The organism is Micromonospora avicenniae, from assembly GCF_900156065.1.
In the GTDB taxonomy this organism is placed as follows: Bacteria; Actinomycetota; Actinomycetes; order Mycobacteriales; family Micromonosporaceae; genus Micromonospora; species Micromonospora avicenniae.
This window is the reverse complement of sequence record NZ_FTNF01000003.1, coordinates 289,350-313,192: the sequence shown is the minus strand read 5'-3', so window position 1 is coordinate 313,192 and position 23,843 is coordinate 289,350. Positions and strand designations below refer to the sequence as shown.

Below are 23,843 nucleotides of genomic sequence, written 5' to 3'. Positions count from 1 at the left end.
GCCGCAACCGCCGGGGTGACCGCTACCCCCGGTTGATCATGAAGTTATTGCCGATCGGTTCGGCGTGGCGCCGCAATAACTTCATGATCAACGCGGTCGAGGGCGGGGCGAGTGGGCGGCCCGGGGACGACCACCGGCGTGCCGGTCGGCGCGAGCAGGGAACGGGCGGCCACGCTGAGGCGTCGCCGCCCGGGTACCACCGCCCGCCGGGCGAAGACGTCGTAGTCCTGCGCGGCGACCTCGTCGAGAATCCCGCCGTAGAGGGCGTACGCGGTGCGCATGCAGGCCTGCGAGGCCGGCGCGAGCAGAGTGATCCCGGGTGCCGCCGCGGCGTAGTGCGCCTGCGCCCGGGTCACCTCGAAGGCGACGAGCGCCCGGATCGCCGGGGTGACCCGCCCCCGCGCGGACGCCTCGGCCAGCTCGTGCCGGGTCACCCCGAACCGGTCCAGGTCCTCGTCGGGCAGGTAGGTCCGCCCCCGAGCCAGGTCCTCGCCCACGTCCCGGATGAAGTTGGTGAGCTGGAAGGCGAAACCGAGCTGCCGGGCCGGCTCGCGGGCCGCGACCGGGTCGGAGCTGCCGAGGATCGGCAGCATCATCGTGCCGATGGCCGCGGCCGAACCCTCCATGTAGTCGAGCAGGTGCTGATAGCTCGGGTACGAGCTGACGGTCAGATCCATCGCCATGCTCTTGAGGAACGCGGCGAAGTCGTTCCGGTCGAGGTCGAACACGGCGATGGTGTGCAGTACGGCGGGGAGCAGCGGGTCGTCGACCTGTTCGCCGTGCAGGCCGGCGAGGAAGCGGCCCGCCCAGTCGTCGAGCCGGCTGGCCCGCTCGGCCGCGGAGAGTCCGTCGGTCCGGTCGACGATCTCGTCGGCGTACCGGGTGAAGCCGTAGAGCGCGTGAACGTGTCGGCGTTTCCACGCGGGGAGCAGGCGGGTGGCGAGATAGTAGGTGCGGCCGTGGCGTCTGTGCAGCTCACGACATCGGTCGTAGGCGGCTGCGAGTTCCGTGTCCACCGGCCCTCCTCCAGTAATCGACGCACTAATCGACGCAACTCGTTACTCTAGGGTACGCTCGGCCGCATGGCCAAGGATGCGGACAGGACGGACACCACCCCCGGAGCGGGGATGCACCGTGATGTACCCGCAGATCCCGTCGCCACCACCGATCGGCAGGCATGATGGGCGGTCTCGCGCGAAGAGGTGGTGGCATGCGGACGGTGGACGGACGTACGGATCGGGTGGTGGTGGTCGGCGCCGGTCTCGGTGGCCTGGCGTGCGCGCTGCACCTGGCTGGGAGCGGCCGGCAGGTGACCGTGCTCGAACGCGAACCGGTGCCCGGCGGCCGGGCGGGCCGGCTCGGTGTCGACGGCTACGAGTTCGACACCGGTCCCACGGTCTTCACCATGCCGGAGCTGATCGCCGAGGCGCTCGGCGCGGTCGGCGAGGAACTCGGCGACTGGCTGGACCTGACCCCGCTCGACCCGGCCTACCGGGCGTACTACCCGGACGGCTCGACCCTCGACGTCATCACCGACACCACCCGGATGGCCGCCGAGATCTCCCGCGTCTGCGGCCCCCGCGAGGCCGACGGCTACCTGCGCTTCGTGGACTACGCCCGGCGCCTCTGGCAACTCGAACGGGCCGACTTCATCGAGCGCAATCTGGACAGCCCGGCCGACCTGCTCACCGGCAACCTGCTGCGGCTGCTGGCCGGCGGCGCCTTCCGCCGGCTGCACACCAAGATCGGTCAGTTCTTCCGCGACCCGCGCACCCAGCGCATCTTCTCCTTCCAGGCCATGTACGCCGGCCTCGCCCCGCACGACGCCCTGGCCATCTACGCGGTCATCGCGTACCTGGACTCGGTGGCCGGGGTGTGGTTTCCCCGCGGCGGCATGCACAGCGTCTCCCGCGCGATGGCCGGCGCGGCCGAGAAGCACGGCGTGCAGATCCGCTACGACACCACGGTGACCCGGGTGGAGACGGCGCACGGCCGGGCCACCGGGGTGCTGACCGCCGACGGCGAGCTGATCCCGGCCGACGTGGTCGTGCTCAATCCGGACCTACCGGTCGCCTACCGCGACCTCCTGCCGCCCGGCCCCCGGCGCCGGCTCAGCTACTCGCCGTCCTGCGTCGTGTTGCACGTCGGATCGAGCCAGGGATATGGAAGGATCGCCCACCACAACATTCACTTCGGACGATCCTGGAGGGGCACCTTCGATGAGGTCATCCGCCGGGGTGAGCTGATGTCCGACCCGTCCCTGCTGGTCACCAATCCGAGCCGCACCGACCCTTCGGTGGCGCCCCCGGGCCGGCACACCTACTACGTCCTCGCCCCGGTACCCAACCTGGAGCGGGCCCCGCTCGACTGGCGGGGAGGCCTGGCCGGCCGCTACGCCGACCAGCTCATCGGCACGCTGGAGGAGCGCGGCTACGTCGGGTTCGGCTCGGGCATCGAGGTGCTGCGTACGGTGACCCCCGCCGAGTGGGCCGACCAGGGAATGGCTGCCGGAACCCCCTTCGCCGCAGCGCACAGCTTCCTCCAGACCGGACCGTTCCGCCCCGGCAACCTCCACCGGACGCTCCCCAACGTGGTCTTCGTCGGCTCGGGCACCCAGCCCGGCGTCGGGGTGCCGATGGTGCTGATCTCCGGCAAGCTCGCCGCCGGCCGTGTCACTGGAGGCATCCAATGAGCGAACGCAGTGAGCGAATCGTCAGGCACAGCGCGTCCGAGCCTCAGGACGGCGCCGACCGCAGGGAGGTGCCGGCATGAGCGAACGTGAGGCGCACCTCGTCGAACTGGTCGACGAAGCCGGGCAGGCCCACGGCGAGATGACCGTCGCGGCCGCCCACCAGCCGCCGGGCCGCCTGCACCGGGCCTTCTCCGTCGTGCTCGTGGCACCGGACGGCCTGGTGCTGCTCCAGCGCCGCGCCGCCGTCAAGACCCGCTTCCCGCTGCGCTGGGCCAACTCGTGCTGCGGCCACCCGTTGCCCGGCGAGTCGCTCACCGACGCCGCGAACCGGCGGCTCCACGAGGAACTGGGGGCCGGCCCGGTCGAGCTGACCGAGGTCGGGGTCCACCTCTACCAGGCCGAGGATCCGATTACCGGCCGGGTCGAGTTCGAGTACGACCACGTCCTCCGGGGCGAGTTCCGTCCCGGCGCGCCGCTCGCGCCCGACCCCGCGGAGGTCGCCGAGTTGCGCTGGGTGGAGCCGGCCGCGCTGGAGGTCGATCTCGCCGCCGACCCTCGGTCGTACGCCCCCTGGCTCGGCGGCGTCGTGAACCGGCTGCTGCGGCCCACCGTGCCGGGCTCTCCCGTGACCCCGTCCGCCGGCGCCGCAGGCGTTGCGGCCGGGCTGGACGCCGCCACGTTCGGATCGGGCGCACCGAGCGATGAGGTGCCGGAGCGGTCGGGTGGCCGTTGAGGCGCTGAGCGCGGGGGCGGTGGCCCGCAGGCTCGGCGTCGCGGTGACCACGCTGCGCACCTGGCATCAGCGGTACGGGCTAGGGCCCAGCCAGCACACGCCCGGCCAGCACCGCCGTTACACCGCCACCGATCTGGCCCGGCTCGAGGTCATGCGGCGGCTCACCGCCGACGGGGTCAGTCCCGCCGAGGCGGCCCGCTGGGCACGGCAGGCGCCCGAGTCGGTACGCGCCGGGGAGGCGTCCCGAGCCCGCCCGGGCGCCGCTCGCGACGGTGGCGGCCAGACCATCCCGGTGGGTCGCGCCGGACCGGCCGCCCGGGGGCTCGCCCGCGCAGCCATGCGGCTGGACTCCGTCGCCATCGGGGACACGATCGCCCGCGCCCTCACCGAACACGGCGTGGTCGCCACCTGGGACCGGCTGCTCCGGCCGGTACTCACCGGGATCGGCGACCGGCACGCCGCCACCTCCGCCCTGGTCGACGTGGAGCACGTGCTGTCCCGCTGCATCTCCGAGGCGTTCGCCGCCGTCGCCCGCACCACCCCGCCGGGCGGGCCCCAGCGGGTCCTGCTCTCCTGCGCCGACGAGGAGCAGCATTCGCTGCCGCTGGAGGCTCTCGCCGCCGCGCTCGCCGAAGCCGGGGTGGGCTATCGGATGCTCGGGGCCCGGGTACCGATACCGGCCCTGTTGGAGGCGGTCGACCGGACGGGTCCGGCCGCGGTGGTCCTCTGGTCGCACACCCCGGCCACCGCCGACCCGGGCCAGCTCGGGGCGCTGCTCGCCGCGCCCCGCCGGCCGCTGCTGGTGCTCGCCGCCGGCCCGGGCTGGGCGGCCGCGACCCTGCCCCCCGGGGTGCTACGCCCCAGCCAGCTCGCCGAGGCGGTCGCCCTGGTCGGGGCGGTGCAGGACGCGTTGCAGCAGTCACCCGGGCGCTGACCGCCGGTGTCGCCTGCGGGGGATGTCCACTAGCGTCGGGTGGTCCGCATACCCCGACCCCTTGCGGGAGCGAACAGATGAACGCCCGAGCCGTGCTCGCGTGCGCCCTGGGCCTGGTCCTGGTCCTCGGCGGCTGCGCCGACACGGACCGCCGGACAGCCGCCGACGGCCCCACCCCGAGCACCGCGACCACGCCACCGTCCCCGAGCCCGAAGCCGACCGTGTCGCCGAAGCCGACCCGGACCAGCCCCACCAGACCCCCGCTGCGGCCCCGGCCCACGAAGATGCCGGCCGGCCTGCGCCGCACCACCGGCGTACGTCCGGTCGCGCTGACCTTCGACGACGGCCCCAGCCCGGCGTGGACGCCGAAGATCCTCGACCAGCTGCGGTCAGCCAAGGTGACCGCCACCTTCTGCCTGGTGGGGAGTGAGGTGAGGCGCCACCCGGAGCTGGTCCGCCGGATCGTCCGGGAGGGGCACCAGCTCTGCAACCACAGCTGGCGACACGACCTCGACCTCGGCCGGCGGACGGTGGCCGAGATCCGGGCCGACCTGGAGCGTACGAACAAGGCGATCCGGGCGGCCGTCCCGAAAGCCAAGATCAGCTTTTACCGACAGCCCGGCGGGGTCTGGACACCCGAAGTCGTCGCGGTGGCCAAGCAGTTGGGCATGAGCCCGCTGCACTGGAGCGTCGACCCACAGGACTGGCGGAAACCGCCGGCGAAGACGATCAGCAAGCGCGTGCTGGCCGCCGTCCGCCCCGGCTCCATCGTCCTGCTGCACGACGGGGGCGGAGATCGGGCCGCCACAACCGCCGCCTGCAGCGGCCTGATCGGGGAGCTGAAGCGGCACTACGGCGTGACTCGGCTCAGCTAAGGCCGTCTGACCTGCGGTTTCTCGGGTCACCAGAGATCGACCCATACCGGTTTGGTCGAGCGCCCCGGCATCACGTATGCTTTCCAAGCCTCCGGCGGGGCCGGATGGGAGCAAGTCCGCTTGACCTTGCGAATGTGCAATGATGGCGGGGCCGCCCTCATCGTCTAGCGGCCTAGGACGCCGCCCTTTCAAGGCGGTAGCACGGGTTCGAATCCCGTTGGGGGCACTGCCGGCGCAAGCCGGTGCAACAAAGCTAGGTCCTGTGGAGCAGTTGGAGTGCTCGCCGCCCTGTCAAGGCGGAGGTCGCGGGTTCAAGTCCCGTCAGGACCGCAGCGCTAACGCCGCGCGAAATTTGCGCGGCGTTCTGTGTATCGGATCGGGGTGCCCTTCCGGCGGTCGAACCGCCCTCCGGGTAGCATGGTCCGAGCAACCCGGCCAGGTAGCTCAGTTGGTACGAGCGTCCGACTGAAAATCGGAAGGTCGGCGGTTCGACCCCGCCCCTGGCCACATAGCCTTTCGCCGGGCTACAGAGATCCCCACCAGCGGAAACGCGGTGGGGATCTTGCTTTTGGCGCCTCTGCCGTAGCAGTCGCCCTTGCCCGTGATTGCCGCTCCCGGCCCGTGATCACCGCCACAGGACGCACGTTCCACGGACCGCCAGGTGCTCGCCTCGGCCCGCACGATGACGCAACCTCAGCCGCGCCGCGCCGCCGCGGGCGGCCTCTGCTTCACATTCCGTGGGGCCAGCGCTGGGTGGTTTCGTCAGAGCCGATGGTCCGGGCAGCGTCCACGGCAGGGCTGGGCTGGAAGACGTCGCCCATCTCCCCGGTCCCGCCGGGTCTGGTGCGCCTGGCGCGTCTGAGGCGCCGTACCGCCTCGAATCCGGCCGCTACCACCACAAGCAGCCCCGCCATCAGTGGCCATGGAGCAGGACCGCTCTTCCCGGCTCGTTTCCTCTTCGGCGCACGACGAAGAGCCACGACCGGTTTCCTCTTCCGGCACCTCTGCGCTGTCACTTCCTCATTGTCGGCACCCCCGCCGGACCAAGTGACTAGATCGGAGGCCGCAAATGGTCCGGCCATCCCCGCCCACTGGTTGGTTGCCAAGGGTGGCGGTCAGGTGCTGCGGCGGGCTGGAATCCCCAGTTCACCTCGATCAACTCGGCTTCCTTGAAGTCGGGCCTTCCTGCCCGGCGGACACCCCGACCTCAAGGAAGCCGAGACACGCGGCCTCGGCGGCATGGGTCTTGGCGGCCTCAGCTCTTCGATTCGGGTCCGTGCTGGGCCATGCCGGCCCGTATCGCGTCCCAGACGCTCCGGCCCACCTGACGCAGCGCCTCACCGGCCTGCTCGGCGAGATCCCCCGGACCCGGTACCGGCCGCCCGGCACCATCCGCCTGACCCTCGCCCGGTCCACCCCGGCCGCCCTCCGGCCCACGGGCCGCCTTACCTGCTCCTGGCTCCCCGCCCGGCTCGCCACCGCCAGGTTGCTGCCCGCGCGCCTCCCCGCCGGCCGGTCGGCCCTGCGGCTGCCGACCGCCCTCACCCGGCTGCTGCCCACGTGGCTTTCCGGGGCGCTCGGCCTGCGACGGCTCGGACACCTCCTTGGCGACCGTGCCCTCCCCGGTCCACTCGGCGCGGGCGCTGATCGAGCCGATGTCCCGTCCCAGCCGGTCCACCACCCGGTCGAGGTGTTCCGCGCGCCCGGTCACCTGTTGCGCGGCCCGCCCGGCATCATCGAGCGCGGCGTACGCGCTGTTCTTGATCGACTCGATGAGCTGCGGGTTCTGGTCGAGAGTGTCGAGCGCCCGGTCGAGGATCTGCACGAGCCGCTCCAGCCGCACCTTGAGCAGGACTTCGGCTCGCACGTCGTTGATGTCGAGCTCAACCGCGTCCAGGCGTACCCGGACACCGGCGTCCAGCACGAGGAGGTTCGCCAGCCGCGCCCGGAGGGAGAGGTCGGCGTCCAGGCCGTCCACGGCCAGGCGCAGCTCACCGACCCGCAACTCCGGCACGTCCAGCAGGACGTCCGGCTCCCCGTGCCGCCCCGGCCCTCGCTCGACCTCAGCGGGCCAGCGCCTCTCCCGTACGTGCCGCTCCGGTCCGCTCTCCGGCTGCCCGCCAGCGGCGCGGCTCTGCTGATCCTGGTCAGGCCGCTTCGGGTCCTGTCCCACCTGCCCGCGCTCGCTCCCGCTGCTCATCCCGCCCCGCTCCCGGCTCGGCTGGCCCGGTCCGCCCGGCCCCGACCGGGCGCGCTTACCCGCTTCCCCCCTTGCCATCCCTGGTACGGCAACCGGCGCGCCTGTCCGGAACCGGGCGACAACGGCCGGCTGCACAGGCGGGCATCAGCCGGTATGGTCCGGGCCTATGGGACAGGAGATGGCGGACCAGGCCGACATCCGGCAGGACGTCGACCAGTTCTCAGTGAGGTGCGACCTGGTCATCTCCGCCCCGACCGAACGGGCCTTCGCGGTCTTCGCCGGCGCGCTCACCGACTGGTGGGTCAGGGAATACACCTGGTCCGGTCCCGAGGCGCTGTCCGAGCTGGGCATGGAACCTCGAGCAGGCGGGATGCTCTACGAGATCGGCCCGTACGGCTTCCGAGCCGACTGGGGGCGGGTGCTCATCTGGGACCCACCCCGTCGACTCGTCTTCACCTGGCAGATCGGGCCGGACCGCTCACCCGTTCCGGACCCGGCCCGGGCAAGCGAGGTCGAGGTGCTGTTTCTCGCCGAGGCACCGGGGCAGACCCGGGTGGAGCTGGAGCACCGCCACTTCGACCGGCACGGCGAGGCCGCCGAGGGCTACCGGCAGGCGCTCACCGCCGGCTGGCACGAGCTGCTCTCCCGCTACGTCGCGACGGTCGACGGCCACCGCCCGCCCCTCGGCTGATCGCCCCTCCGCGCGGCCCGCGAACCCGAGTGCGGTTCCGGCGGTACGGCCGATCAGCGGCCGAGGCGGCGATCGAGGCCCGGGCCCGTACCTACCTCGGGGCTGCTCAGGTCGGCCCGCCGCCCCGCGTCGGCGCCCGAGGCGAACCCGGTGCCGGCCAGCCTCCGCGCCGGCGCGGTACGGAGCCGTGGATACACCTCGGCGAGCCGCCGCTGCACGCGGTCGGAGCGGTCGGCCAGGACGAGCGCCACGCCGGGCTCACCCGACCCGGTCGCCGCCGCCGTCTCGGCGGCCCGCAACCGTGCCCCGATCACCTGGGCGAACCCGGCCAGCCATGAACGGCGGAAGGTGCCGGGTTGTTCGCCGGGCGGTACGGGCGTCCCGGCCAACCCGTGCGCGGCCTGCACCAACAGCGAGGTGTAGAGCAGTTCGGCCCGTTCCAGGTCGCTGGCGAAGCCGAACAGGTGCATCTCGAAGCCGCTGCCGTGCCGGCGGCGTACGCAGCGGCAGCGGAGTGGATCGGCGACCGCAGCGAGCAGGCCGGCCTTGTCGCGGGCATACGGCGCGGCCACCTCGACCACGCGGTCGCCGACCGGGTCGCTAGCCGGGTCCCGGGCCGCGAGCAGGGCCCGGTCCACGCCGTAGCGGGCGATCAACTCGGTCGCCTTCGACATGAACGCTGCCGACTCGGCGGGGGTGCAGGCCGGGTCCTCGGCCTGGGCCAGCAACTTGCGCACCTTGCTCAGCATGGCCTCGGACATGCCATCAGAGCTATCACACGCCGCTGCTGAGCCGCCTTCTCACCGGTCGCGGCTGCGCAGTGTGGCGACCGTCGAGCCGGCGAGGGTCAGCAGGCAGTCGGGCAGCAGGCCGTCGGCGGCCGCCGCGCCGAAGAGCGCCTGACCGGTGTCGGCGTCGCGGTTGGCGTACGCGCTGACGAAGCGGGCCACCCAGCGGGTGTCGTAGCCGGCCTCGTCGATGCCCGGGAAGTCCAGTGCGCAGGAACCGGCCGGCCCGGGGTCGCCCACCATGGTGGCCGCGAGGCACCAGGCCACCCCGTACGCCCCGGCCAGGCCGGACCGGTCGACCACGTCGTCGAACGCGCCCACCACGGCATCACCGTCCCCGGCCAGCGCCGAGCGGAGCACGGCGGTCGCGTCGTCGAGCGTCTGCTGTGGCAGGTCCGTCACGCAGGGCACAGTAGGCGGGCGGGTCAAGGAGATCCAGGCACCCTCATCGATTGCTACTCTCCGTGACCAATGGGGGCGACCTGCGGAATGACCAGGCTCCACGGTCCCGCGTCCGACGTCGGCACGCTAATGTGCGCAGCGGACCTTCGCCGATGGAAGGACGACCATGCTCGTATCGCGCGGCTCCCGGACGGCCGCACTGGCCGCCTGCGCCACGATCCTGCTCGCCACCAGCGCATGCGGGAGTGACAAGCCCGAGGAGACGACGGCCCAACAGGCGCGTCTCTACGGGACCGACGGAAACATGCTCAACTCCTTCCCGGCGGAGTTGAAGGACCGCGCCGACCTCGTCAACGGAATGAAGGGCACCACGCCGGCGACGCCCTTGCCCGAAGAGTTCAAGAGTCGGCTACAGTCCGTCGATCCGAAGTTGGGCGACTACCTCTACTCCGCGGAGACGTACGACGCGATCGTGATCAGCGCGCTCGCCGCGCAGCTGGCGGGCAGCACGGACTCCACCAAGATCGCCCAGCAGATCGTCGGCGTCACCAATGGCGGCGAGCGGTGCGAGAACGTGGCCGCCTGCCTGAGCCTGGCCCAGGCGGGGCGGGACATCGAGTACCGCGGTGTCTCGGTGACCCGTTCGGGCTTCACCGACGCCGGGGAACCGGCCACGACGAGCTACGCCACCCTGCACTTCGACGGTGAGCGGCTCAACGACGGCAAGACCGAGTTCGTGGGGGCCGGGGACGAGTCGGCCGCGAGCACCAAGGCCCCGCCGAAGGCGAGCAAGCAGGGCAAGAACCCGGTACCCGGGGCTCCGCTGGTCATCGCCGGGCTGTTCCCCAAGACCGGTGACCTGGCCCTGGCATATCCGCCGATGGCCGCCGGCGCGACTCTGGCGATCAAGGAGATCAACGCCGCGGGTGGTGTGCTCGGCAAGAAGGTGACCTGGCTCGAGGGCGACGACGGCGCCAGCGCCACGAAGGCGAAGGCGACCGTGGCGGAGCTGATCGAAGGTGGCGCGGACGTCATCATCGGTGCCGCCAGCTCGGGTATCTCCCTGGCGGTGCTGCCCGAGACGGTCCAGGCCGGCAAGGTTCTCTTCTCCCCGTCCAGCACGGACGACGGCCTTACCACGGCCGAGGACAAGGGCCTCTTCTTCCGCACCGCTCCGCCGGACAGCCTCCAGGGCCGCGCCCTGGCCGACGTGATCCTTCGGGACGGCTCCCAGCGGATCGCGATCGTCGCCCGTAAGGACTCGTACGGCGAGGGCCTCCAGTCCGTGGTGAAGGCGGAGCTGGAGAAGGCCGGCATCGCCGGCGACCGCATCAAGCTGCTGACCTACGAGCCGCAGGAGGGCGAGTCCGCCCCGCCGGTGGACTTCACCACCGGGGCCAAGGAGGTCAAGGACTTCGGCGCCGACGCCGTGCTGGTGATCGGCTTCGGCGAGTCGGCCCAGGTGATCCGGGCGCTGGCCGATGCCGGCGTGGAGATGGGGAGCTGAGCAGACCGCAGGACCGACGAAAGAGCGGCCGCACCGGGAGACCGGTGCGGCCGCTCTTTCGATCCTGCCCGCCGACGAGCCGGGCCAGGTGACCGGCGCAACGGGCTGCCGGCTGGACCGCCGGCCGGCGGTGCGGCGAACCTCACCGCCGGACAGCACCCGCGTCAGCGGGCGCGCCGCCGCTCGAGGAACTCCGTCATGCGGCGGTGTTTCTCCTCGTCCTCGAAGAGCACCGCCTGACTGACCAGGTCGAGCTGCGGGTGGGCGGCCGCCGGGGCGTCCACCGCGAGCTTCGTCAGCCGCAGGGCCAGCGCCGACCCCTTGGCCATCTCGTCGATCAGGTCGTGCGCGGTCGGCAGCAGGTCGTCCGGCTCGGCCACCACCCGGTTCACCAGCCCGATCCGCAGCGCCTCCGCGGCGTCGACCCGCCGACCGGTGAAGAGCAGTTCCTTGGCCCGGGCCTCGCCGATCAGCGCGGGAAGCCGGTGGGTCGCGCCGGCGCCGGCCAGGATGCCCAGCCGCACCTCCGGCTGGCCGAAGACCGCACGCTCCGTGCAGACCCGCAGGTCGCAGGCGTACGCCAGCTCGGCGCCGCCGCCCAGCGCAGGCCCGTCCACGGCGGCGACGGTCGGCATGGGCAGCGCCCGGATCCGGGCGAAGGCGGCCGAGTTGATCGCGGCGAGGGCGTCCAGCCGGCCCCGATCACGCAGCTGCCCGATGTCGGCGCCGCCGGCGAAGATGCCCTCCGTACCACCGGTGAGCAGCAGCAGCCGGGGACGGGCCTCCAGGTCGGCGCAGACCGCATGCAGCTCGGCGATCAGGTCGGCATCGATCGCGTTGCGCTTCTCCGGCCGGTCCAGGGTCACCACGAGCCGGTCCGGGTGCTCCTCGACGCGCAGCCCACTCCTCGCGCTCACCGCTTGACGCCGCCTTCCCAGGTGTAGAAGCCCTGGCCGGACTTCTTGCCCAGCCGGCCGGCGGCGACCATCTCCTCCAGCAGCGGCGGCGGCGCGAACCGGTCCCCGTACGCGGCCTGGAGGGTGCGGGCGATGTCCAGCCGGACGTCGAGCCCGACGAGGTCGGTCAGCTCCAGCGGCCCGATCGGGTGCCGGTAGCCGAGCACCATGGCCTTGTCGATGTCGGCGGGGCTGGCCACCTCGTCGGCGACCATCCGGATCGCCTCGAGGCCGAGCGTGACGCCGAGCCGCGAGGTGGCGAAGCCCGGCATGTCGCGTACGACAACGGGATCCTTGCCCAGCCGCCCGGCGAGCGCGACGGCCGCCGCGGTGGTCTCCTCGGCGGTGCCCGGGCCGACCACGACCTCGAGCAGCGCCATGGCCCAGACGGGGTTGAAGAAGTGCAGCCCGAGGAAGTTCTCCGGCCGGGCCAGATCGGCGGCGAGCTCGCCGATGGAGATGCTGGACGTGTTGCTGCCCAGCAGCGCCGGCCGCAACGCCTCGGCATCACGCAGCACCGCCCGTTTGAGGTCGAGCCGCTCCGGCACCGCCTCCACCACCACGTCGGGCCCCTCGGCCACCTCGGCGAGGGCGGCACGGAGGGTCACCCGCCCCTGGTTGGCCTCCGCCTGCTCGGCGGTGAGCTTGCCCCGCTCGACCGCCCGCTCCCACAGCTCGCCGAGCCGCGCGACCGCCCCCGTACCCCGATCGGGGTCGACCTCCACCAGCTCGACGGTGTGTCCGGCACCTGCCGCCACGTACGCGATTCCGAGCCCCATCGTGCCGGCTCCGATCACGACGAACCGATCGCTCACCACGCCTCCCCGCTGCGCCCGACGGCGGTGCGGGGTTCACCCGCGGCCGACGGTCCGCTCCACTGCCTCATGGTGCGACCCTAAGAGCCCCGACGGCGACGCCCCGAGTGGGGGCGCGACGGATCGGGTACGAGACAGCCGTCAACGTCACGGAAGGACCAGCGGATGAGTGAGGCAACCGAGAACGTCGCGGGCGGGGAGACCACCGCAACGGTGGAGACCCGGGGGGACGAGCGGGTCGACCTGCTGCGCGCGGACACCAACAACGACGGACGGACCGACGTGTGGGTGGCGGACACCGACGGTGACGGAAAGGCCGACCTGTTCCAGTTCGACACCGACCACGACGGCGCGGTGGACATCACGATGGTGGACCTCGATGAGGACGGCACCCCGGACGAGGTGGTCGACGGCGACGGCGGTCTTCCGCCCGAGCCGCTGCCGCCGACCGTTCAGGCCTGAGCCGCACGGCTGGCCCCGATGGGCCGCTCGTCCACATCGGGCGGCCCTCGGGCGCTCCGCCGCAGCTCAGCGACCATTCGAGCGGTACGAGACACGGCTCCACGCGGTTCGCGCTATCCGGTCGGTCAGTCAGTCGCAGGGCCTTATCCTGGCGGCGTGGAGACCCTGGACCGCCTGTCGGCGGAGAAGTACATCCTGCTCACGACGTTCCGCAGGGACGGTCGGGCGGTGCCGACTCCGGTCTGGTCGGTCCGCGACGGTGACGGGCTGGCGGTCTGGACCGCCGCCGACTCCGGCAAGGTGAAGCGGATCCGCAACAACGGCACGGTGACCGTGGCGCCCTGCGACGTGCGGGGTCGACCACAAGGCGCGTCCGTGCCGGCTCACGCGACCCTCTACGACCAGGCGGGCAGCCTTCGGATCCGGGGCCTGCTGAAGCACAAGTACCGGCTGCTGGGCCGGCTCACGCTGCTGGGCAGCCGGTTGCGCCGAGGCGCGGGCGGAACGGTCGGCATCCGGATCACCCTGAACGAGGGCCGAACATGAACCAGGGCGGTGGACCGAAGTCCACCGCCCTGGTTCATCGAACGTGGTGCGGGCTCAGTCCCCCTGGCGCTGCTGGGGAATCTGCCCCTGCAGCAGGGCTCTGACCTCCGACTCGCGGTACCGGCGGTGCCCGCCGAGGGTGCGGATGGCGGAAAGCTTCCCCGCCTTGGCCCACCGGGTCACCGTCTTCGGGTCGACACGGAACATCGACGCCACCTCGGCCGGTGTGAGTAGCGGCTCTGGTTCGTGCGTTCGCGATGCCATCGGTCACTCCTCCACATGTATAGACATCGGCCGGGGTCCCGCCGGCCGACGCGTCTCCCATGGTCCGGCTAGTCCCCGATGTCCGACATGGGCCGAACGGCCGAACGTCCCTAGACGGACGGATGAACCATGCCCGATTTATACAACTTTTATGCGGCAGAAAGTACCTTATTCGGACTCATGATCACGGTTCGTGAAGCATCAACTACGAGCACTACTCGCCTTGGGAGCGCTCCGTAGGCGAAATGCCCTAGTTGCATCGTTCCAACAACTGCACCGCCCGCCAGCGCGCCACCAGCTTGTCGTACGCGGCCGAAGCCTCCTCGGCCTCGCCCCGGGAAAGCCCCGCCAGACCCGCCGCGACCAGCTCGGGCGAGTCGTCGGCGGAGAGCGTCTCGTCCGGCAGCAGGTCGACCAGGCCGCCGTAGTCGAGCTCCACCGTCGACCGCGGGTGGAACTCCTCCAGCCAGCGGGCAGCCTCCTCGACGGCCTCGGTGATCGGCGCCTCGCCGACGGACTTGCGCAGCACCGCCAGCGCCCGCGACGACCGCCGCCGAGCATTGGAGATCTCCGTCCGGTAGCGCAACACCCGCCGACCCGGGTCGGTGACCAGCTCCCGCTCCTCCGGGTCGAACAGGACGAACCACCGCAGCGGCACTCCCCAGGTGGCGATCTGCTCGTGCAGCCGGGGCACCCCGTGTTCCAGCACCCGGGCGCCGCTGCGCCAGTCGTCGACCACCGCCTTGGCCTGCCCGGCGAGGACCGGGGGCACGAAGGCGTCGGCGAGCACCGGAGGAACGCCGTCCCGGGCGCTGAGAGCCGCCTCGGCCACCCGGATCCGCAGGTTCCACGGGCAGACCAGCAGGGTGTCGTCCGTCTCCAGGACGTACGCCTCCTCGGGCAGGTCCGGCAGGCGCGTCCAGCCGGCTCCGAGCGCCTCGATCACCGCCGTCCGCTGCCGGCCCGGCCCCTCGACCGGGGCAACCGCCCGCCCCTCGGACACGTATCGCCGCCAGTACGACTGGCGGTCCCGGTCGAAGGCGCTGAGCGGCTCGTACACACGCAGATAGGAAGCGAAGAGCGACGGCACGGCGCGATCCTCCCACGAACACCGCCTCCAGCGCCGCCAGCGCCCGTGAGCACGCCGTGGACGACGGGCCTGCGACGGCCGATATTAGGCTCAGACGCACCGGCAATATCCCCGCCGGCGTCCAACAGGTCCGTGTCCCACAAGGACGCACCGACACCAGGAGCCAGTCATGGGCGTATTCACCAGCACCGACGACCCCGGATCGACCGGCCACGAACAGGTCGTCTTCTGCCAGGACAAGCAGACCGGCCTCAAGGCGATCATCGGGATCTACTCCACCGCGCTGGGGCCCGCGCTCGGCGGCACCCGCTTCTACCCGTACGACAGCGAGGAGGCCGCTCTCGCCGACGTGCTGGACCTGTCCAGGGGAATGGCCTACAAGAACGCGCTGGCCGGACTGGACCTCGGCGGCGGCAAGGCGGTCATCTGGGGCGACCCGGAGAAGATCAAGTCCGAGGCGCTGCTGCGGGCGTACGGCCGCTTCGTCGAGTCGCTGGGCGGCCGCTACTACACCGCCTGCGACGTCGGCACCTACGTACCGGACATGGACGTCATCGCCCGGGAGACGCGCTACGTGACGGGTCGCAGCGTCGAACACGGCGGTGCCGGTGACTCGTCCATCCTCACGGCCTGGGGCGTCTTCCAGGGCATGCGGGCGGCCGCCGAGCACGTCTGGGGTGAGCCGACGCTGCGCGGCAGGCGGGTCGGCGTGACCGGCCTGGGCAAGGTCGGCAAGTACCTGGTCGGGCACCTGCTCGACGACGGCGCCGAGGTGGTGGCCAGCGACGTCAACCCGCGCGCGCTCGAATGGGCTCGGACGAACCACCCGCAGGTCACCCTGGTGGACGACGCGGCCCTGCTGGTCTCCTCCGACATCGACGTGTACGCCCCGTGCGCTCTCGGTGGCGCGCTGAACGACGAGACCGTGCCGGCGCTGCGGGCGAAGGTGGTCGCCGGCGCGGCGAACAACCAGCTCGCCCACTCCGGGATCGAGAAGCTGCTGGCCGACCGGGGCATCCTCTACGCGCCGGACTACGTGGTCAACGCCGGCGGTGTGATCCAGGTCGCCGACGAGATCGAGGGCTTCAACTTCGAGCGGGCCAAGCTCCGGGCCACCCGGATCTACGACACGACCCGGGAGATCCTCGAGCTCGCCGACGCCGAGGGAGTACCGCCGGCGGTGGCCGCGGACCGGCTGGCCGAGCGGCGGATGGCCGAGGTCGGCCGCCTGCGCACGATCCACCTGCCCTGATCCCCGCCCCGGGGGCGGAACGGAGGCGATCCGTCCGTCCCCGGGATCACCCGCGGCGCACAACGGGCGGCTAGTCTGAATCTGGAGTCACTTCGTACCATTTTGACCGGCGTCACGGGTGCTCACGTTTCCGCCCCTTACCGGGTACACTGGGTGACGGCCGGACCACCGCGACGCGCAGGGCCGGTAGACGGTAACCCGAGGTGCCGAACGGTGGCATCCCCATGTACCGTAAGAGCCACGAGAGATGCCTGACGTCATCGGGGCCCGCCTTCGGGCTGCCCCGCATTCTGTGCGAGGGGGTCGAGCCATGGGGCGCGGCCGTGCTAAGGCCAAGCAGACGAAGGTGGCCCGGGAGTTGAAGTACCACTCCCCGAACACCGACCTAACCGCCTTGCAGCGCGAACTGGCGGGTAGTGGGAAGTCTGAGCACAACTTCGACGACGACTACAAAGAGTATGTCGACGACGATGACGAGGACCACGCGGACGACGACCCCGACACCTGGGTCCGTCCGACCCGCTGACCCCCGGTCACATCTGAGCACGCGGTGAGCTCCGCGTGCTCACGCATGTGCCCGCTGGAGGCGGCGGTGTGCCCCGACGGTCAGGGGCCTGCCGAGCAGTGCGCGCCGGACAGGCCCCTGATCCCGGTACCGCACCCTCAGCGCGGTCGGTTGTTCCAGTTGTAGAAGGTCGGGATGTTCTCGAAGTGGTTCCAGGCGCAGACCGCGCCTCCATCACTCGCGCCCGCCACCTCCGACCGGAGGAGCCGCGCGGCCTCGGCCTCGCGGAGCAGAGCGACGAGCCCCGGGGCGGCATCATGCACCCGCTCGGCCACTCCCGCTGGGACGACGACCGCCGCGCGCTCAGGCTGCCGGTGACTGGTGGTCTCGGGCATGCTCCAACACTCCCTCCAGTAGGCGGATCTTGCTGTTGCGGCAGTGCTCGGTCTCCGTACCGTCGAACCGCCCCAGCTCGAAGTAGCGGTTGGCGGCATGGCCGCCACCACAGAAGCCGAAGTAGGGGCAGCTCGAACGGCACGCCTCGACACCGTCGAGGAACTCGCCCACCCAGGGCGTCCGCTCCACGCCGGCCAGGATCTCGGCCAGCGGGGTCTCCAGCACGTTGCCGCTGCTGAAGTCGCCGTACCTCGGGTCGGTGAAACCGGCCAGCTCCGGCGAGAGCACGGTGACCGAGCCGTCGAACCCGATCGTGGGGATCGGATCCAGCTGACGGGGCAACACGTCGTCCGCCACACCGTCCAGGACCGCCGCCGCGTACCGCAGCGACCACTCGATCTCGCGCAGGTGGATGCGCGGCTCACGGCGCCACGCGGCCACCAACTCGGCCCAGAAGGCGGTCACCTCGGTCACGTCGTGGGCGTTGTCCCGGGTGTTGACCCCCTCGGTCTCCTCGATGTTGACGCCGAGCACGTCACAGCCGAGGTCGAGGAAGTAGTCGTACAGTTCCGCGGCGAGCCCGGGCACCGGCCGGGAGACGACCGCGAGCGCCGAGAACGGCAGCCCGCGCCGGCGTAGCGCCGTGATCCCGCGCACGATCCGGTCGTACGCCGGGCGGCCGCCCCGGGTGACCCGGTCGCCGTTGCGGTACCGGGGGCCGTCCACGCTCACGCTCACCCGCATCTGGTGCTCCACGAAGAAGTCGCACCAGGCGTCGTCGATGAGCGTCGCGTTGGTCTGTACGTGGTGCTCGACCTCGGGCCCGAACGGGGCCATCAGCGCCGCCAGGTGCTCCCGGCCGGCCGCGAGCGGCTCACCGCCGTGCCACACCACCGAGAACCGGCCGGTCGTCGACCACGAGTTGACCGAGGCGGCCACCGCCTCCGCCACCGGCACCGGCATCCGCCGGTCGGCGGCCCGTAACGGCAGGTAGCAATACGCACAGTCAAGGTTGCACAGAGTGGTCGGCTGCATCACGACATACGACGGGACGGCGGCCACGCCGCGCATCCCGAAGAACGACTGTCCCCGAGCAGCCATCGCCCTCCCTTGCCTGGCGTGAGGGTGCCCTCAAGGCTAGGCGGCGATGGCTACTCGGGTGAACCCCTGATCAGGTGCTCGTATGATCAGCGGAGCGTGATCAACCGCGGGTGTGCTGGCCGATCATCTGAACGTTCCCGGAACCCTCGATGATCTCGCCGGCCTGCCACGCCTCGACGCCACGGCCGGTGAGCGTGGCCAGGGCGCGGTCGGCGTCCTCGGCGGAGACGATCGCGAACATGCCGACGCCCATGTTGAACGTCGCCTCCATCTCCGAGTCCTCGATCCGGCCCTTCGACTGGACCAGGTCGAAGACCGGCTGCGGGCGCCACGTGGAGCGGTTCACCACCGCGTCGACGTTCTCCGGCAGGATCCGGACCAGGTTGCCCGGGATTCCGCCGCCGGTGACGTGGGCGAGCGCCCGCACCTCGGCCTCGGCGATCAGCTTGAGGCAGTCCTGCGCGTAGATCTTGGTGGGGGTGAGCAGCTCCTCACCGAGGGTGCGCTGGCGGCCGAAGTCGTCGATCACGACGTCGAGGCGCATCCGCCCCGCGCCGAGCAGCACGTGCCGGACCAGCGAGTAGCCGTTGGAGTGCAGGCCCGAGGAGCGCATGGCGATCACGACGTCGCCCACCTCGACCCGCTCCGGGCTGAGGATCTCGCTCTCCTCGACGACACCGACACCCGTGGCGGAGATGTCGTACTCGTCGGGGCGCAGTACGCCCGGATGCTCGGCCGTCTCGCCGCCGAGCAGCGCGCAGCCCGCGTACCGGCAGCCGTCCGCGATGCCGGCGCCGATCTCGGCGACCTTGTCCGGCACCACCTCGCCGGTGGCGATGTAGTCGAGCAGGAACAGCGGCTCCGCCCCGCAGGCGACCAGGTCGTCGACCACCATCGCGACCAGGTCGATGCCGACCGTGTCGTGGATGTCCATCTGCTGGGCGATCACCAGCTTGGTGCCCACACCGTCCGTCGACGAGGCGAGGATCGGGTTCTTGTACTTCGCCGTGTCCAGCCGGAAGAGGCCGGCGAAGCCGCCCAGGTCGCCCAGCACCTCGGGCCGCCGGGTCTGCCGCACCTTGGACTTGAGCAGCTCGACGGCGCGGTCGCCCGCCTCGATCGACACGCCCGCGTCGGCGTACGAGGCCGAGCGTTTGCGCGCCTGCCGGCCGGCACCCGCCGTCCAGGGCTGGCGGTCGCCGCCGGCTCCCGTCGGGCTGGTACCTGCGCCGCTGCGCTCGGACACGTGCGTCACGGTTCTCCCCTTTGTGTTTCTGGCGTCGCCGTTGCGGTAGCGACGCCCCGTGGTGCTACGGGCGGTTGACGGAAGCGCCGCCCGGAGTGGCGACGAGCGCAGAGGTGGTGTGCTCCGGGGCATCCGGGGCGCTGGCGGCGACCCGCCGGCCCACCCCTTCGAGCACGTGCTTGCCGATCAGGTTGCCCGCCGGCAGCTCGATGGGGTACTCCCCATCGAAGCACGCCCGGCAGAGCCGGGTCTTCGGCTGCTCGGTCGCCGCGACCAGACCGGACAGCGAGACGTACCCGAGCGTGTCGGCACCGATCGAGCGCCGGATGCCGTCGTTGTCCAGCCCGTTGGCCAGCAACTCGGCGCGGGTGGCGAAGTCGATGCCGTAGAAGCACGGCCACCGCACCGGCGGCGACGAGATGCGCACGTGCACCTCGAGCGCGCCCGCCTCGCGCAGCATCCGCACGATGGCCCGCTGCGTGTTCCCGCGCACGATCGAGTCGTCGACGACCACGATCCGCTTGCCCCGCACGTTCTCGCGCAGCGGGTTCAGCTTGAGCCGGATGCCGAGCTGGCGCAGGGTCTGCGACGGCTGGATGAACGTCCGACCCACGTACGGGTTCTTCATCAGGCCCTGGCCGTAGGTGATTCCGGACTCCTCCGCGTAGCCGATCGCGGCCGGGGTGCCGGACTCCGGGACGGGAATGACCAGATCGGCGTCGACCGGGTGCTCCTTGGCCAGTTGGCGGCCGATCTGCACCCGGGCGGAGTGCACGTTACGGCCGGCGATGGTCGCGTCCGGGCGGGCGATGTAGACGTACTCGAAGAGGCAGCCCTTCGGCTCGGGCACCGCGAACCGGGTCGAGCGCAGGCCGTCCTCGTCGATCGCGATCAGCTCGCCGGGCTCGACCTCGCGGACCACGCTCGCGCCGACGATGTCGAGGGCCGCGGTCTCGCTGGCCACCACCCAGCCACGCTCGAGCCGGCCGAGGACCAGCGGGCGTACGCCGTGCGGGTCGCGGGCGGCGTAGAGCGTCGACTCGTCCATGAAGACGAAGCTGAACGCGCCGCGCAGCTGCGGCAGCACCTCCAGCGCGGCCGCCTCGACGGAGAGATCCGGTCGGCTGGCCAGCAGCATGGTCACCAGGGAGGTGTCGTTGGTCGAACCGTCGTTGGCGATCCCTCGGTCGGTGACCTCCCGCTGCAGATCCGCGGTGTTGACCAGGTTGCCGTTGTGCGCCAAGGCGATGGTGGTGCCGGCGCTGGTCGAGCGGAGGGTCGGCTGGGCGTTCTCCCAGGTCGAGCCGCCGGTGGTCGAGTAGCGGGCGTGTCCGATGGCCACGTGCCCGCGCAGACTGGCCAGGGTCGGCTCGTCGAACACCTGCGCGACCAGGCCGAGGTCCTTGTAGACCACCACGCCCGATCCGTCGCTCACCGCGATGCCGGCGGCCTCCTGGCCGCGATGCTGGAGCGCGTAGAGGCCGAAATAGGTCAGGTTGGCAACCTCTTCCCCCGGGGCCCAGACGCCGAAGACGCCGCACGCGTCCTGGGGGCCGGGTCGCTGGGGATCAAGGTCGTGGCTCAGCCGGCCGTCGCCTCGGGGCACCTGCCGCTCCCTCTTGCTGGGGTCTGTCGGGCCTGGCGGGATCACGGGGTGGGATCCGCACTCCTCGGCCGGGACCACTGGTTTCGCCTGACAGTGTACGCGAATCACCGTCAATACAGAAAGTCACGATGGCCACGCTCAGCGTCACCGACGCTGAGCGTCCGGGCAGCTAGAGCGGCAGATGGGGTGCGAGATCAGCCCGGATACCGCTCACCCGTACGCGACCCTCCGTGACGGCCTGCGCCCAGTCGAGCCGACCGGTGGCGACCGCGAGCCAGGTCTCCGGATCCATCTCCACCACGTTCGGCGGGGTGCCGCGGGTGTGTCGGGGACCGGGCACGCACTGGATCGCACCGTATGGTGGGACGCGCACCTCCACCGATCGGCCGGGGGCGCGCTCCGCAAGGGCGGCCAGCAGGGTCCGGACCGCCTCCCGGAGGACCGGCCGTTCGGCGGCACGCCCCTCGTCGAGCGCCGACAACGCCGCCGCTACCGCGGCGGACTTAATGTGCGGAGAGGACACGACGGGACGATACGACCTCAGCCGGCGGACGCTGACGCTGGCCCTGGGTCGCGCCGGGACAGTCGGACAAGGCATAGTTGCCGACGGCGTATTCGAACCGTGATGATCCCCCGGCCCGGCACCCGCCGGTGCGGGAAGTCAGTCCGGAAGGCGGTGGACGTGTCAACACACCGACGTGCCTGGAAGCAGCGGGCCGGTGTGGTCGTAGCGCTGGTTACCGGCGCCCTACTCGCCCTCCCCGCCACACCAGCCTCAGCGGCGAGCATCGACTCGGCCACCGATGCCGTCACCATCAACGCTGGCGGTAGCCCGGGCTCCGTGCAGGTCCAGGTCGTTCCGGACTTCAACGAAGACTCGGCCAACATCGACGTCACCGGTCTTCCCGACGGCGTCAACTGCGGGGGATGCGGCAAGATCGACTTCCCGCCTGGCGCACCGACGGCGAAGACGGTGACCTTGACGTTGACGGCGGCTGCCAACGCCCCCGCGGCGAACGGGACGCGCGCGACGATCCGCGTCGAGGGCCGCGGGACGGATTCCGAGCCCCTCAGCGTGACCGTCAAGGCGGCGGCGCCGCCGGAGGTGAAGACGGTACGGTCGGTCTCCGGCAAGGTCGTGATCCAGGCGAACGGCAAGCCGGTGAAGGGTGCATACGTCGCACTCCAGGACACCGGCGGCCACCGGTACGAGACCACCTCGGACAGCAACGGCAACTGGCGCTTCACCGGCACCAGTTCCAAGCCGATCACTCCGGGCCGGGTCGACGTCGGCGCCAGCTTCGACGGTGTCCAGAAGGTCAACAGCTTCAACGCCGGTCCCAACCAGGAGATCACCGGCCAGCGGATCAACCTGGCGGTCAAGGTCGAGGTGACGCCGAGCGCCACCCCGTCCGCCAGCGAGTCGGCGGAGCCCACCGAGGAGCCGACCGAGGAAGCCAGCGACGAGGCGACCGACGAGACGCCGGAGGCGACCGAGGGTGCGGTGGCCAACGCCTCGAACGAGGACTCGGGCGGCGGCATGGGGCAGTGGCTGGTCATTCTGCTCGGCGGCCTGCTCGTCGCCGCCGGTGTCGGCACAATCGTGCTGCTCTGGATGAAGCGCAAGGACAACCCGGACGACGTTGACGACGACGTTCCGGCCGCCGCTGGCGGCGGTGGTGCGGTGCCGGCGGCCCGGGGCGCGTTCCGTGGCGCCGACGACCAGACCCGGGTGGTCAACCGGGTCGGCGGCGGCCCGGACCCGACGATGGTCGCGGGCGGCACCGCGTTGAGCGAGGCGCCGACGATGATGCACCGCCCCGTCGTCGACGACGTGCCACCGGACCCGTACGGCGCACCGCCCGCGCAGCCGTACGGCGGCAATGCCGCAGGTGCCGGCTACGGCTACGGTGACGAGCCGGCCGGCTACGGAACGCCCGGCTACGCCAACTCCCCCGCCTCGGGCGGTGGCTACGGCGCTGACGCCGGCTACGGCGGCACTCCGGGCTCGGCCGGCGGCTACGGCGCCGGTGCCGGCGACGCGGGTTACGGTGCCGGCGACGGTGGCTACGGCAACGCCCCCTCATCCGGCGGGGGCTACGGCAGCCGTGACTACGGCGCTCCGGCCGGCGGTGCGGGCTACACCCCCGCCTCGGGCGGCGCCGGTTACGGCGAGCAGCGCTTCGACGAGCCGACCGGTCGCTACACCGGCGACAGCACGCAGTACCCGGCACCCGCCGACCCGTACGCCACCGGGCTGTACGAGCAGGGCCAGGCGCAGGGCTACGGCCAGCCGGACCCCGGGCCGTACGGTCGGGGCGCGGAGCCGACCGGCGGGTACGACCAGCGCGGCGGCTACGAGCAGCCGGGCGGGTACGACCAGGGCGGCGGATACAACCAGCCGAGCGGCTACGGCCAGGAGCCCCCGACCCAGCGCGGCGGCTACGACGACCGCGGCTACGACCAGGGCGGTTACGGCCAGGGAGGGTACGGCCAGCAGGGCGGGTACGGCCAGGACTCCCCGACCCGGCAGGGCGGATACGGCCAGGACTCCCCGACGCAGCAGGGCGGGTACGGCCAGGAGCCGCCGACCCGGCAGGGCGGGTACGGCCAGGAGCCCCCGACCCAGCAGGGCGGATACGGCCAGGAGCCCCCGACCCAACGCGGCGGCTACGACGACCGCGGCTACGACCAGGGCGGCCATTACGGCGACCAGCAGGGTGGCCGGGGCCGTGACGGGGACCGAGGCGGTCGCCGACTGGACTGGCTGGACGACTGAGCC

General features: G+C 71.8%; 24 protein-coding genes and 3 tRNA genes. 14 read left to right on the top strand and 13 right to left on the bottom strand.

Annotated features, from left to right (window positions below; translation table 11 throughout):
- Positions 1 to 44: 44 nt before the first annotated feature.
- The gene (locus BXA10_RS07145) at positions 45 to 1,016 is read right to left on the bottom strand and encodes a phytoene/squalene synthase family protein (protein ID WP_076468851.1); all 972 of its coding nucleotides are present in this window, start codon (positions 1,014 to 1,016) and stop codon (positions 45 to 47) included.
- Positions 1,017 to 1,210: 194 nt separating this feature from the next.
- Between BXA10_RS07145 and crtI the strand changes: the two genes are divergently transcribed.
- The 7 genes from crtI to BXA10_RS07110 all read left to right on the top strand — a co-directional run bounded on the left by crtI (position 1,211) and on the right by BXA10_RS07110 (position 5,741).
- A complete protein-coding gene (gene crtI / locus BXA10_RS07140; protein WP_076468849.1) occupies positions 1,211 to 2,692 on the top strand; it encodes a phytoene desaturase family protein in 1,482 nt (493 codons plus the stop codon).
- Between the two features lie 76 nt (positions 2,693 to 2,768).
- Positions 2,769 to 3,425: an isopentenyl-diphosphate Delta-isomerase gene (gene idi / locus BXA10_RS07135; RefSeq protein ID WP_076468846.1), complete on the top strand. Its 657-nt coding sequence runs from the start codon at positions 2,769 to 2,771 to the stop codon at positions 3,423 to 3,425.
- On the top strand, positions 3,415 to 4,359 hold the full coding sequence (locus tag BXA10_RS07130; protein ID WP_076468844.1) for a MerR family transcriptional regulator: 945 nt from the start codon (positions 3,415 to 3,417) through the stop codon (positions 4,357 to 4,359). Before idi ends, BXA10_RS07130 begins: the two co-directional genes overlap by 11 nt.
- A 77-nt stretch (positions 4,360 to 4,436) precedes the next feature.
- Positions 4,437 to 5,234: a polysaccharide deacetylase family protein gene (locus BXA10_RS07125; protein ID WP_076468841.1), complete on the top strand. Its 798-nt coding sequence runs from the start codon at positions 4,437 to 4,439 to the stop codon at positions 5,232 to 5,234.
- A gap of 153 nt (positions 5,235 to 5,387) precedes the next feature.
- Positions 5,388 to 5,460, top strand: a tRNA-Glu gene (locus tag BXA10_RS07120).
- A gap of 30 nt (positions 5,461 to 5,490) precedes the next feature.
- Positions 5,491 to 5,564 (top strand) — tRNA-Asp (locus BXA10_RS07115).
- A gap of 103 nt (positions 5,565 to 5,667) precedes the next feature.
- Positions 5,668 to 5,741: transfer RNA gene (locus tag BXA10_RS07110), tRNA-Phe, on the top strand.
- Positions 5,742 to 6,489: 748 nt separating this feature from the next.
- Here the strand turns inward: BXA10_RS07110 and BXA10_RS07100 are convergent.
- Positions 6,490 to 7,434: a hypothetical protein gene (locus tag BXA10_RS07100; protein WP_076468835.1), complete on the bottom strand. Its 945-nt coding sequence runs from the start codon at positions 7,432 to 7,434 to the stop codon at positions 6,490 to 6,492.
- A 166-nt stretch (positions 7,435 to 7,600) separates the two neighbouring features.
- Here BXA10_RS07100 and BXA10_RS07095 point away from each other — a divergent pair, with 166 nt between their 5' ends.
- Complete coding sequence (locus BXA10_RS07095) at positions 7,601 to 8,125, top strand: SRPBCC family protein (RefSeq protein WP_076468833.1); 525 nt, start codon at positions 7,601 to 7,603, stop codon at positions 8,123 to 8,125.
- A 53-nt stretch (positions 8,126 to 8,178) separates the two neighbouring features.
- Here the strand turns inward: BXA10_RS07095 and BXA10_RS07090 are convergent, their stop codons facing one another.
- Together BXA10_RS07090 and BXA10_RS07085 are read right to left on the bottom strand one after the other, a co-directional pair.
- Positions 8,179 to 8,886: a DUF2786 domain-containing protein gene (locus BXA10_RS07090; protein WP_076468830.1), complete on the bottom strand. Its 708-nt coding sequence runs from the start codon at positions 8,884 to 8,886 to the stop codon at positions 8,179 to 8,181.
- 39 nt (positions 8,887 to 8,925) lie between these two features.
- Positions 8,926 to 9,315 carry a hypothetical protein gene (locus BXA10_RS07085; protein WP_076468827.1) on the bottom strand — a complete coding sequence of 130 codons (390 nt, stop codon included), beginning with the start codon at positions 9,313 to 9,315 and terminating at the stop codon, positions 8,926 to 8,928.
- A 166-nt stretch (positions 9,316 to 9,481) separates the two neighbouring features.
- Here BXA10_RS07085 and BXA10_RS07080 point away from each other — a divergent pair, with 166 nt between their 5' ends.
- Complete coding sequence (locus tag BXA10_RS07080; protein ID WP_076468824.1) at positions 9,482 to 10,822, top strand: ABC transporter substrate-binding protein; 1,341 nt, start codon at positions 9,482 to 9,484, stop codon at positions 10,820 to 10,822.
- Positions 10,823 to 10,986: 164 nt separating this feature from the next.
- Here the strand turns inward: BXA10_RS07080 and BXA10_RS07075 are convergent, their stop codons facing one another.
- Together BXA10_RS07075 and BXA10_RS07070 are read right to left on the bottom strand one after the other, a co-directional pair.
- The gene (locus BXA10_RS07075; protein ID WP_076468821.1) at positions 10,987 to 11,739 is read right to left on the bottom strand and encodes an enoyl-CoA hydratase/isomerase family protein; all 753 of its coding nucleotides are present in this window, start codon (positions 11,737 to 11,739) and stop codon (positions 10,987 to 10,989) included.
- Positions 11,736 to 12,593, bottom strand: coding sequence for a 3-hydroxyacyl-CoA dehydrogenase family protein (locus BXA10_RS07070; protein WP_076469259.1), 858 nt, complete (start codon positions 12,591 to 12,593; stop codon positions 11,736 to 11,738). The genes BXA10_RS07075 and BXA10_RS07070 overlap by 4 nt, the downstream gene beginning before the upstream one ends.
- A gap of 165 nt (positions 12,594 to 12,758) precedes the next feature.
- Between BXA10_RS07070 and BXA10_RS07065 the strand changes: the two genes are divergently transcribed.
- Together BXA10_RS07065 and BXA10_RS07060 are read left to right on the top strand one after the other, a co-directional pair.
- Entirely contained in the window at positions 12,759 to 13,055 is a 297-nt protein-coding gene (locus BXA10_RS07065; RefSeq protein WP_076468818.1) for a hypothetical protein, read from the top strand.
- Positions 13,056 to 13,211: 156 nt separating this feature from the next.
- Complete coding sequence (locus BXA10_RS07060) at positions 13,212 to 13,601, top strand: PPOX class F420-dependent oxidoreductase (protein ID WP_076468815.1); 390 nt, start codon at positions 13,212 to 13,214, stop codon at positions 13,599 to 13,601.
- 54 nt (positions 13,602 to 13,655) lie between these two features.
- On the opposite strand, the gene BXA10_RS07055 is transcribed toward BXA10_RS07060, so the two are convergent.
- On the bottom strand, positions 13,656 to 13,865 hold the full coding sequence (locus BXA10_RS07055; protein WP_007073996.1) for a BldC family transcriptional regulator: 210 nt from the start codon (positions 13,863 to 13,865) through the stop codon (positions 13,656 to 13,658).
- 250 nt (positions 13,866 to 14,115) lie between these two features.
- Complete coding sequence (locus BXA10_RS07050) at positions 14,116 to 14,955, bottom strand: DUF8083 family protein (protein ID WP_076468813.1); 840 nt, start codon at positions 14,953 to 14,955, stop codon at positions 14,116 to 14,118.
- Between the two features lie 169 nt (positions 14,956 to 15,124).
- On the opposite strand from BXA10_RS07050, the gene BXA10_RS07045 reads away from it, so the two are divergent.
- Together BXA10_RS07045 and BXA10_RS07040 are read left to right on the top strand one after the other, a co-directional pair.
- Entirely contained in the window at positions 15,125 to 16,207 is a 1,083-nt protein-coding gene (locus BXA10_RS07045; RefSeq protein ID WP_076468810.1) for a Glu/Leu/Phe/Val family dehydrogenase, read from the top strand.
- Positions 16,208 to 16,517: 310 nt separating this feature from the next.
- On the top strand, positions 16,518 to 16,733 hold the full coding sequence (locus BXA10_RS07040; protein WP_073826739.1) for a DUF3073 domain-containing protein: 216 nt from the start codon (positions 16,518 to 16,520) through the stop codon (positions 16,731 to 16,733).
- Between the two features lie 137 nt (positions 16,734 to 16,870).
- Here BXA10_RS07040 and amcA read toward each other — a convergent pair whose 3' ends face one another.
- The 5 genes from amcA to BXA10_RS31370 form a co-directional block, all read right to left on the bottom strand.
- Positions 16,871 to 17,107 carry a multiple cyclophane-containing RiPP AmcA gene (gene amcA / locus BXA10_RS07035; protein WP_076468808.1) on the bottom strand — a complete coding sequence of 79 codons (237 nt, stop codon included), beginning with the start codon at positions 17,105 to 17,107 and terminating at the stop codon, positions 16,871 to 16,873.
- Positions 17,076 to 18,179 carry a cyclophane-forming radical SAM peptide maturase AmcB gene (amcB, locus tag BXA10_RS07030; protein ID WP_342742869.1) on the bottom strand — a complete coding sequence of 368 codons (1,104 nt, stop codon included), beginning with the start codon at positions 18,177 to 18,179 and terminating at the stop codon, positions 17,076 to 17,078. Before amcB ends, amcA begins: the two co-directional genes overlap by 32 nt.
- A 130-nt stretch (positions 18,180 to 18,309) precedes the next feature.
- A complete protein-coding gene (gene purM / locus BXA10_RS07025; protein WP_076468802.1) occupies positions 18,310 to 19,464 on the bottom strand; it encodes a phosphoribosylformylglycinamidine cyclo-ligase in 1,155 nt (384 codons plus the stop codon).
- 55 nt (positions 19,465 to 19,519) lie between these two features.
- On the bottom strand, positions 19,520 to 21,061 hold the full coding sequence (gene purF, locus BXA10_RS07020) for an amidophosphoribosyltransferase (protein ID WP_076468799.1): 1,542 nt from the start codon (positions 21,059 to 21,061) through the stop codon (positions 19,520 to 19,522).
- Positions 21,062 to 21,230: 169 nt separating this feature from the next.
- Positions 21,231 to 21,584 carry a sterol carrier family protein gene (locus BXA10_RS31370; protein WP_076468796.1) on the bottom strand — a complete coding sequence of 118 codons (354 nt, stop codon included), beginning with the start codon at positions 21,582 to 21,584 and terminating at the stop codon, positions 21,231 to 21,233.
- 102 nt (positions 21,585 to 21,686) lie between these two features.
- Between BXA10_RS31370 and BXA10_RS07010 the strand changes: the two genes are divergently transcribed.
- Positions 21,687 to 23,840: a carboxypeptidase-like regulatory domain-containing protein gene (locus tag BXA10_RS07010; RefSeq protein WP_076468793.1), complete on the top strand. Its 2,154-nt coding sequence runs from the start codon at positions 21,687 to 21,689 to the stop codon at positions 23,838 to 23,840.
- The last annotated feature ends 3 nt before the right edge of the window (positions 23,841 to 23,843 follow it).

What these genes read in the sequence shown, in the direction of transcription:
- crtI (WP_076468849.1), top strand. Translation starts at nt 1,211, where the DNA reads ATGCGGACGGTGGACGGACGTACGGATCGGGTGGTGGTGGTCGGCGCC.
- idi (WP_076468846.1), top strand. Translation starts at nt 2,769, where the DNA reads ATGAGCGAACGTGAGGCGCACCTCGTCGAACTGGTCGACGAAGCCGGG.
- BXA10_RS07125 (WP_076468841.1), top strand. Translation starts at nt 4,437, where the DNA reads ATGAACGCCCGAGCCGTGCTCGCGTGCGCCCTGGGCCTGGTCCTGGTC.
- BXA10_RS07100 (WP_076468835.1), bottom strand. Translation starts at nt 7,434, where the DNA reads ATGAGCAGCGGGAGCGAGCGCGGGCAGGTGGGACAGGACCCGAAGCGG.
- BXA10_RS07095 (WP_076468833.1), top strand. Translation starts at nt 7,601, where the DNA reads ATGGGACAGGAGATGGCGGACCAGGCCGACATCCGGCAGGACGTCGAC.
- BXA10_RS07090 (WP_076468830.1), bottom strand. Translation starts at nt 8,886, where the DNA reads ATGTCCGAGGCCATGCTGAGCAAGGTGCGCAAGTTGCTGGCCCAGGCC.
- BXA10_RS07080 (WP_076468824.1), top strand. Translation starts at nt 9,482, where the DNA reads ATGCTCGTATCGCGCGGCTCCCGGACGGCCGCACTGGCCGCCTGCGCC.
- BXA10_RS07065 (WP_076468818.1), top strand. Translation starts at nt 12,759, where the DNA reads ATGAGTGAGGCAACCGAGAACGTCGCGGGCGGGGAGACCACCGCAACG.
- BXA10_RS07055 (WP_007073996.1), bottom strand. Translation starts at nt 13,865, where the DNA reads ATGGCATCGCGAACGCACGAACCAGAGCCGCTACTCACACCGGCCGAG.
- BXA10_RS07045 (WP_076468810.1), top strand. Translation starts at nt 15,125, where the DNA reads ATGGGCGTATTCACCAGCACCGACGACCCCGGATCGACCGGCCACGAA.
- BXA10_RS07040 (WP_073826739.1), top strand. Translation starts at nt 16,518, where the DNA reads ATGGGGCGCGGCCGTGCTAAGGCCAAGCAGACGAAGGTGGCCCGGGAG.
- amcA (WP_076468808.1), bottom strand. Translation starts at nt 17,107, where the DNA reads ATGCCCGAGACCACCAGTCACCGGCAGCCTGAGCGCGCGGCGGTCGTC.
- amcB (WP_342742869.1), bottom strand. Translation starts at nt 18,179, where the DNA reads ATGCGCGGCGTGGCCGCCGTCCCGTCGTATGTCGTGATGCAGCCGACC.
- BXA10_RS07010 (WP_076468793.1), top strand. Translation starts at nt 21,687, where the DNA reads ATGATCCCCCGGCCCGGCACCCGCCGGTGCGGGAAGTCAGTCCGGAAG.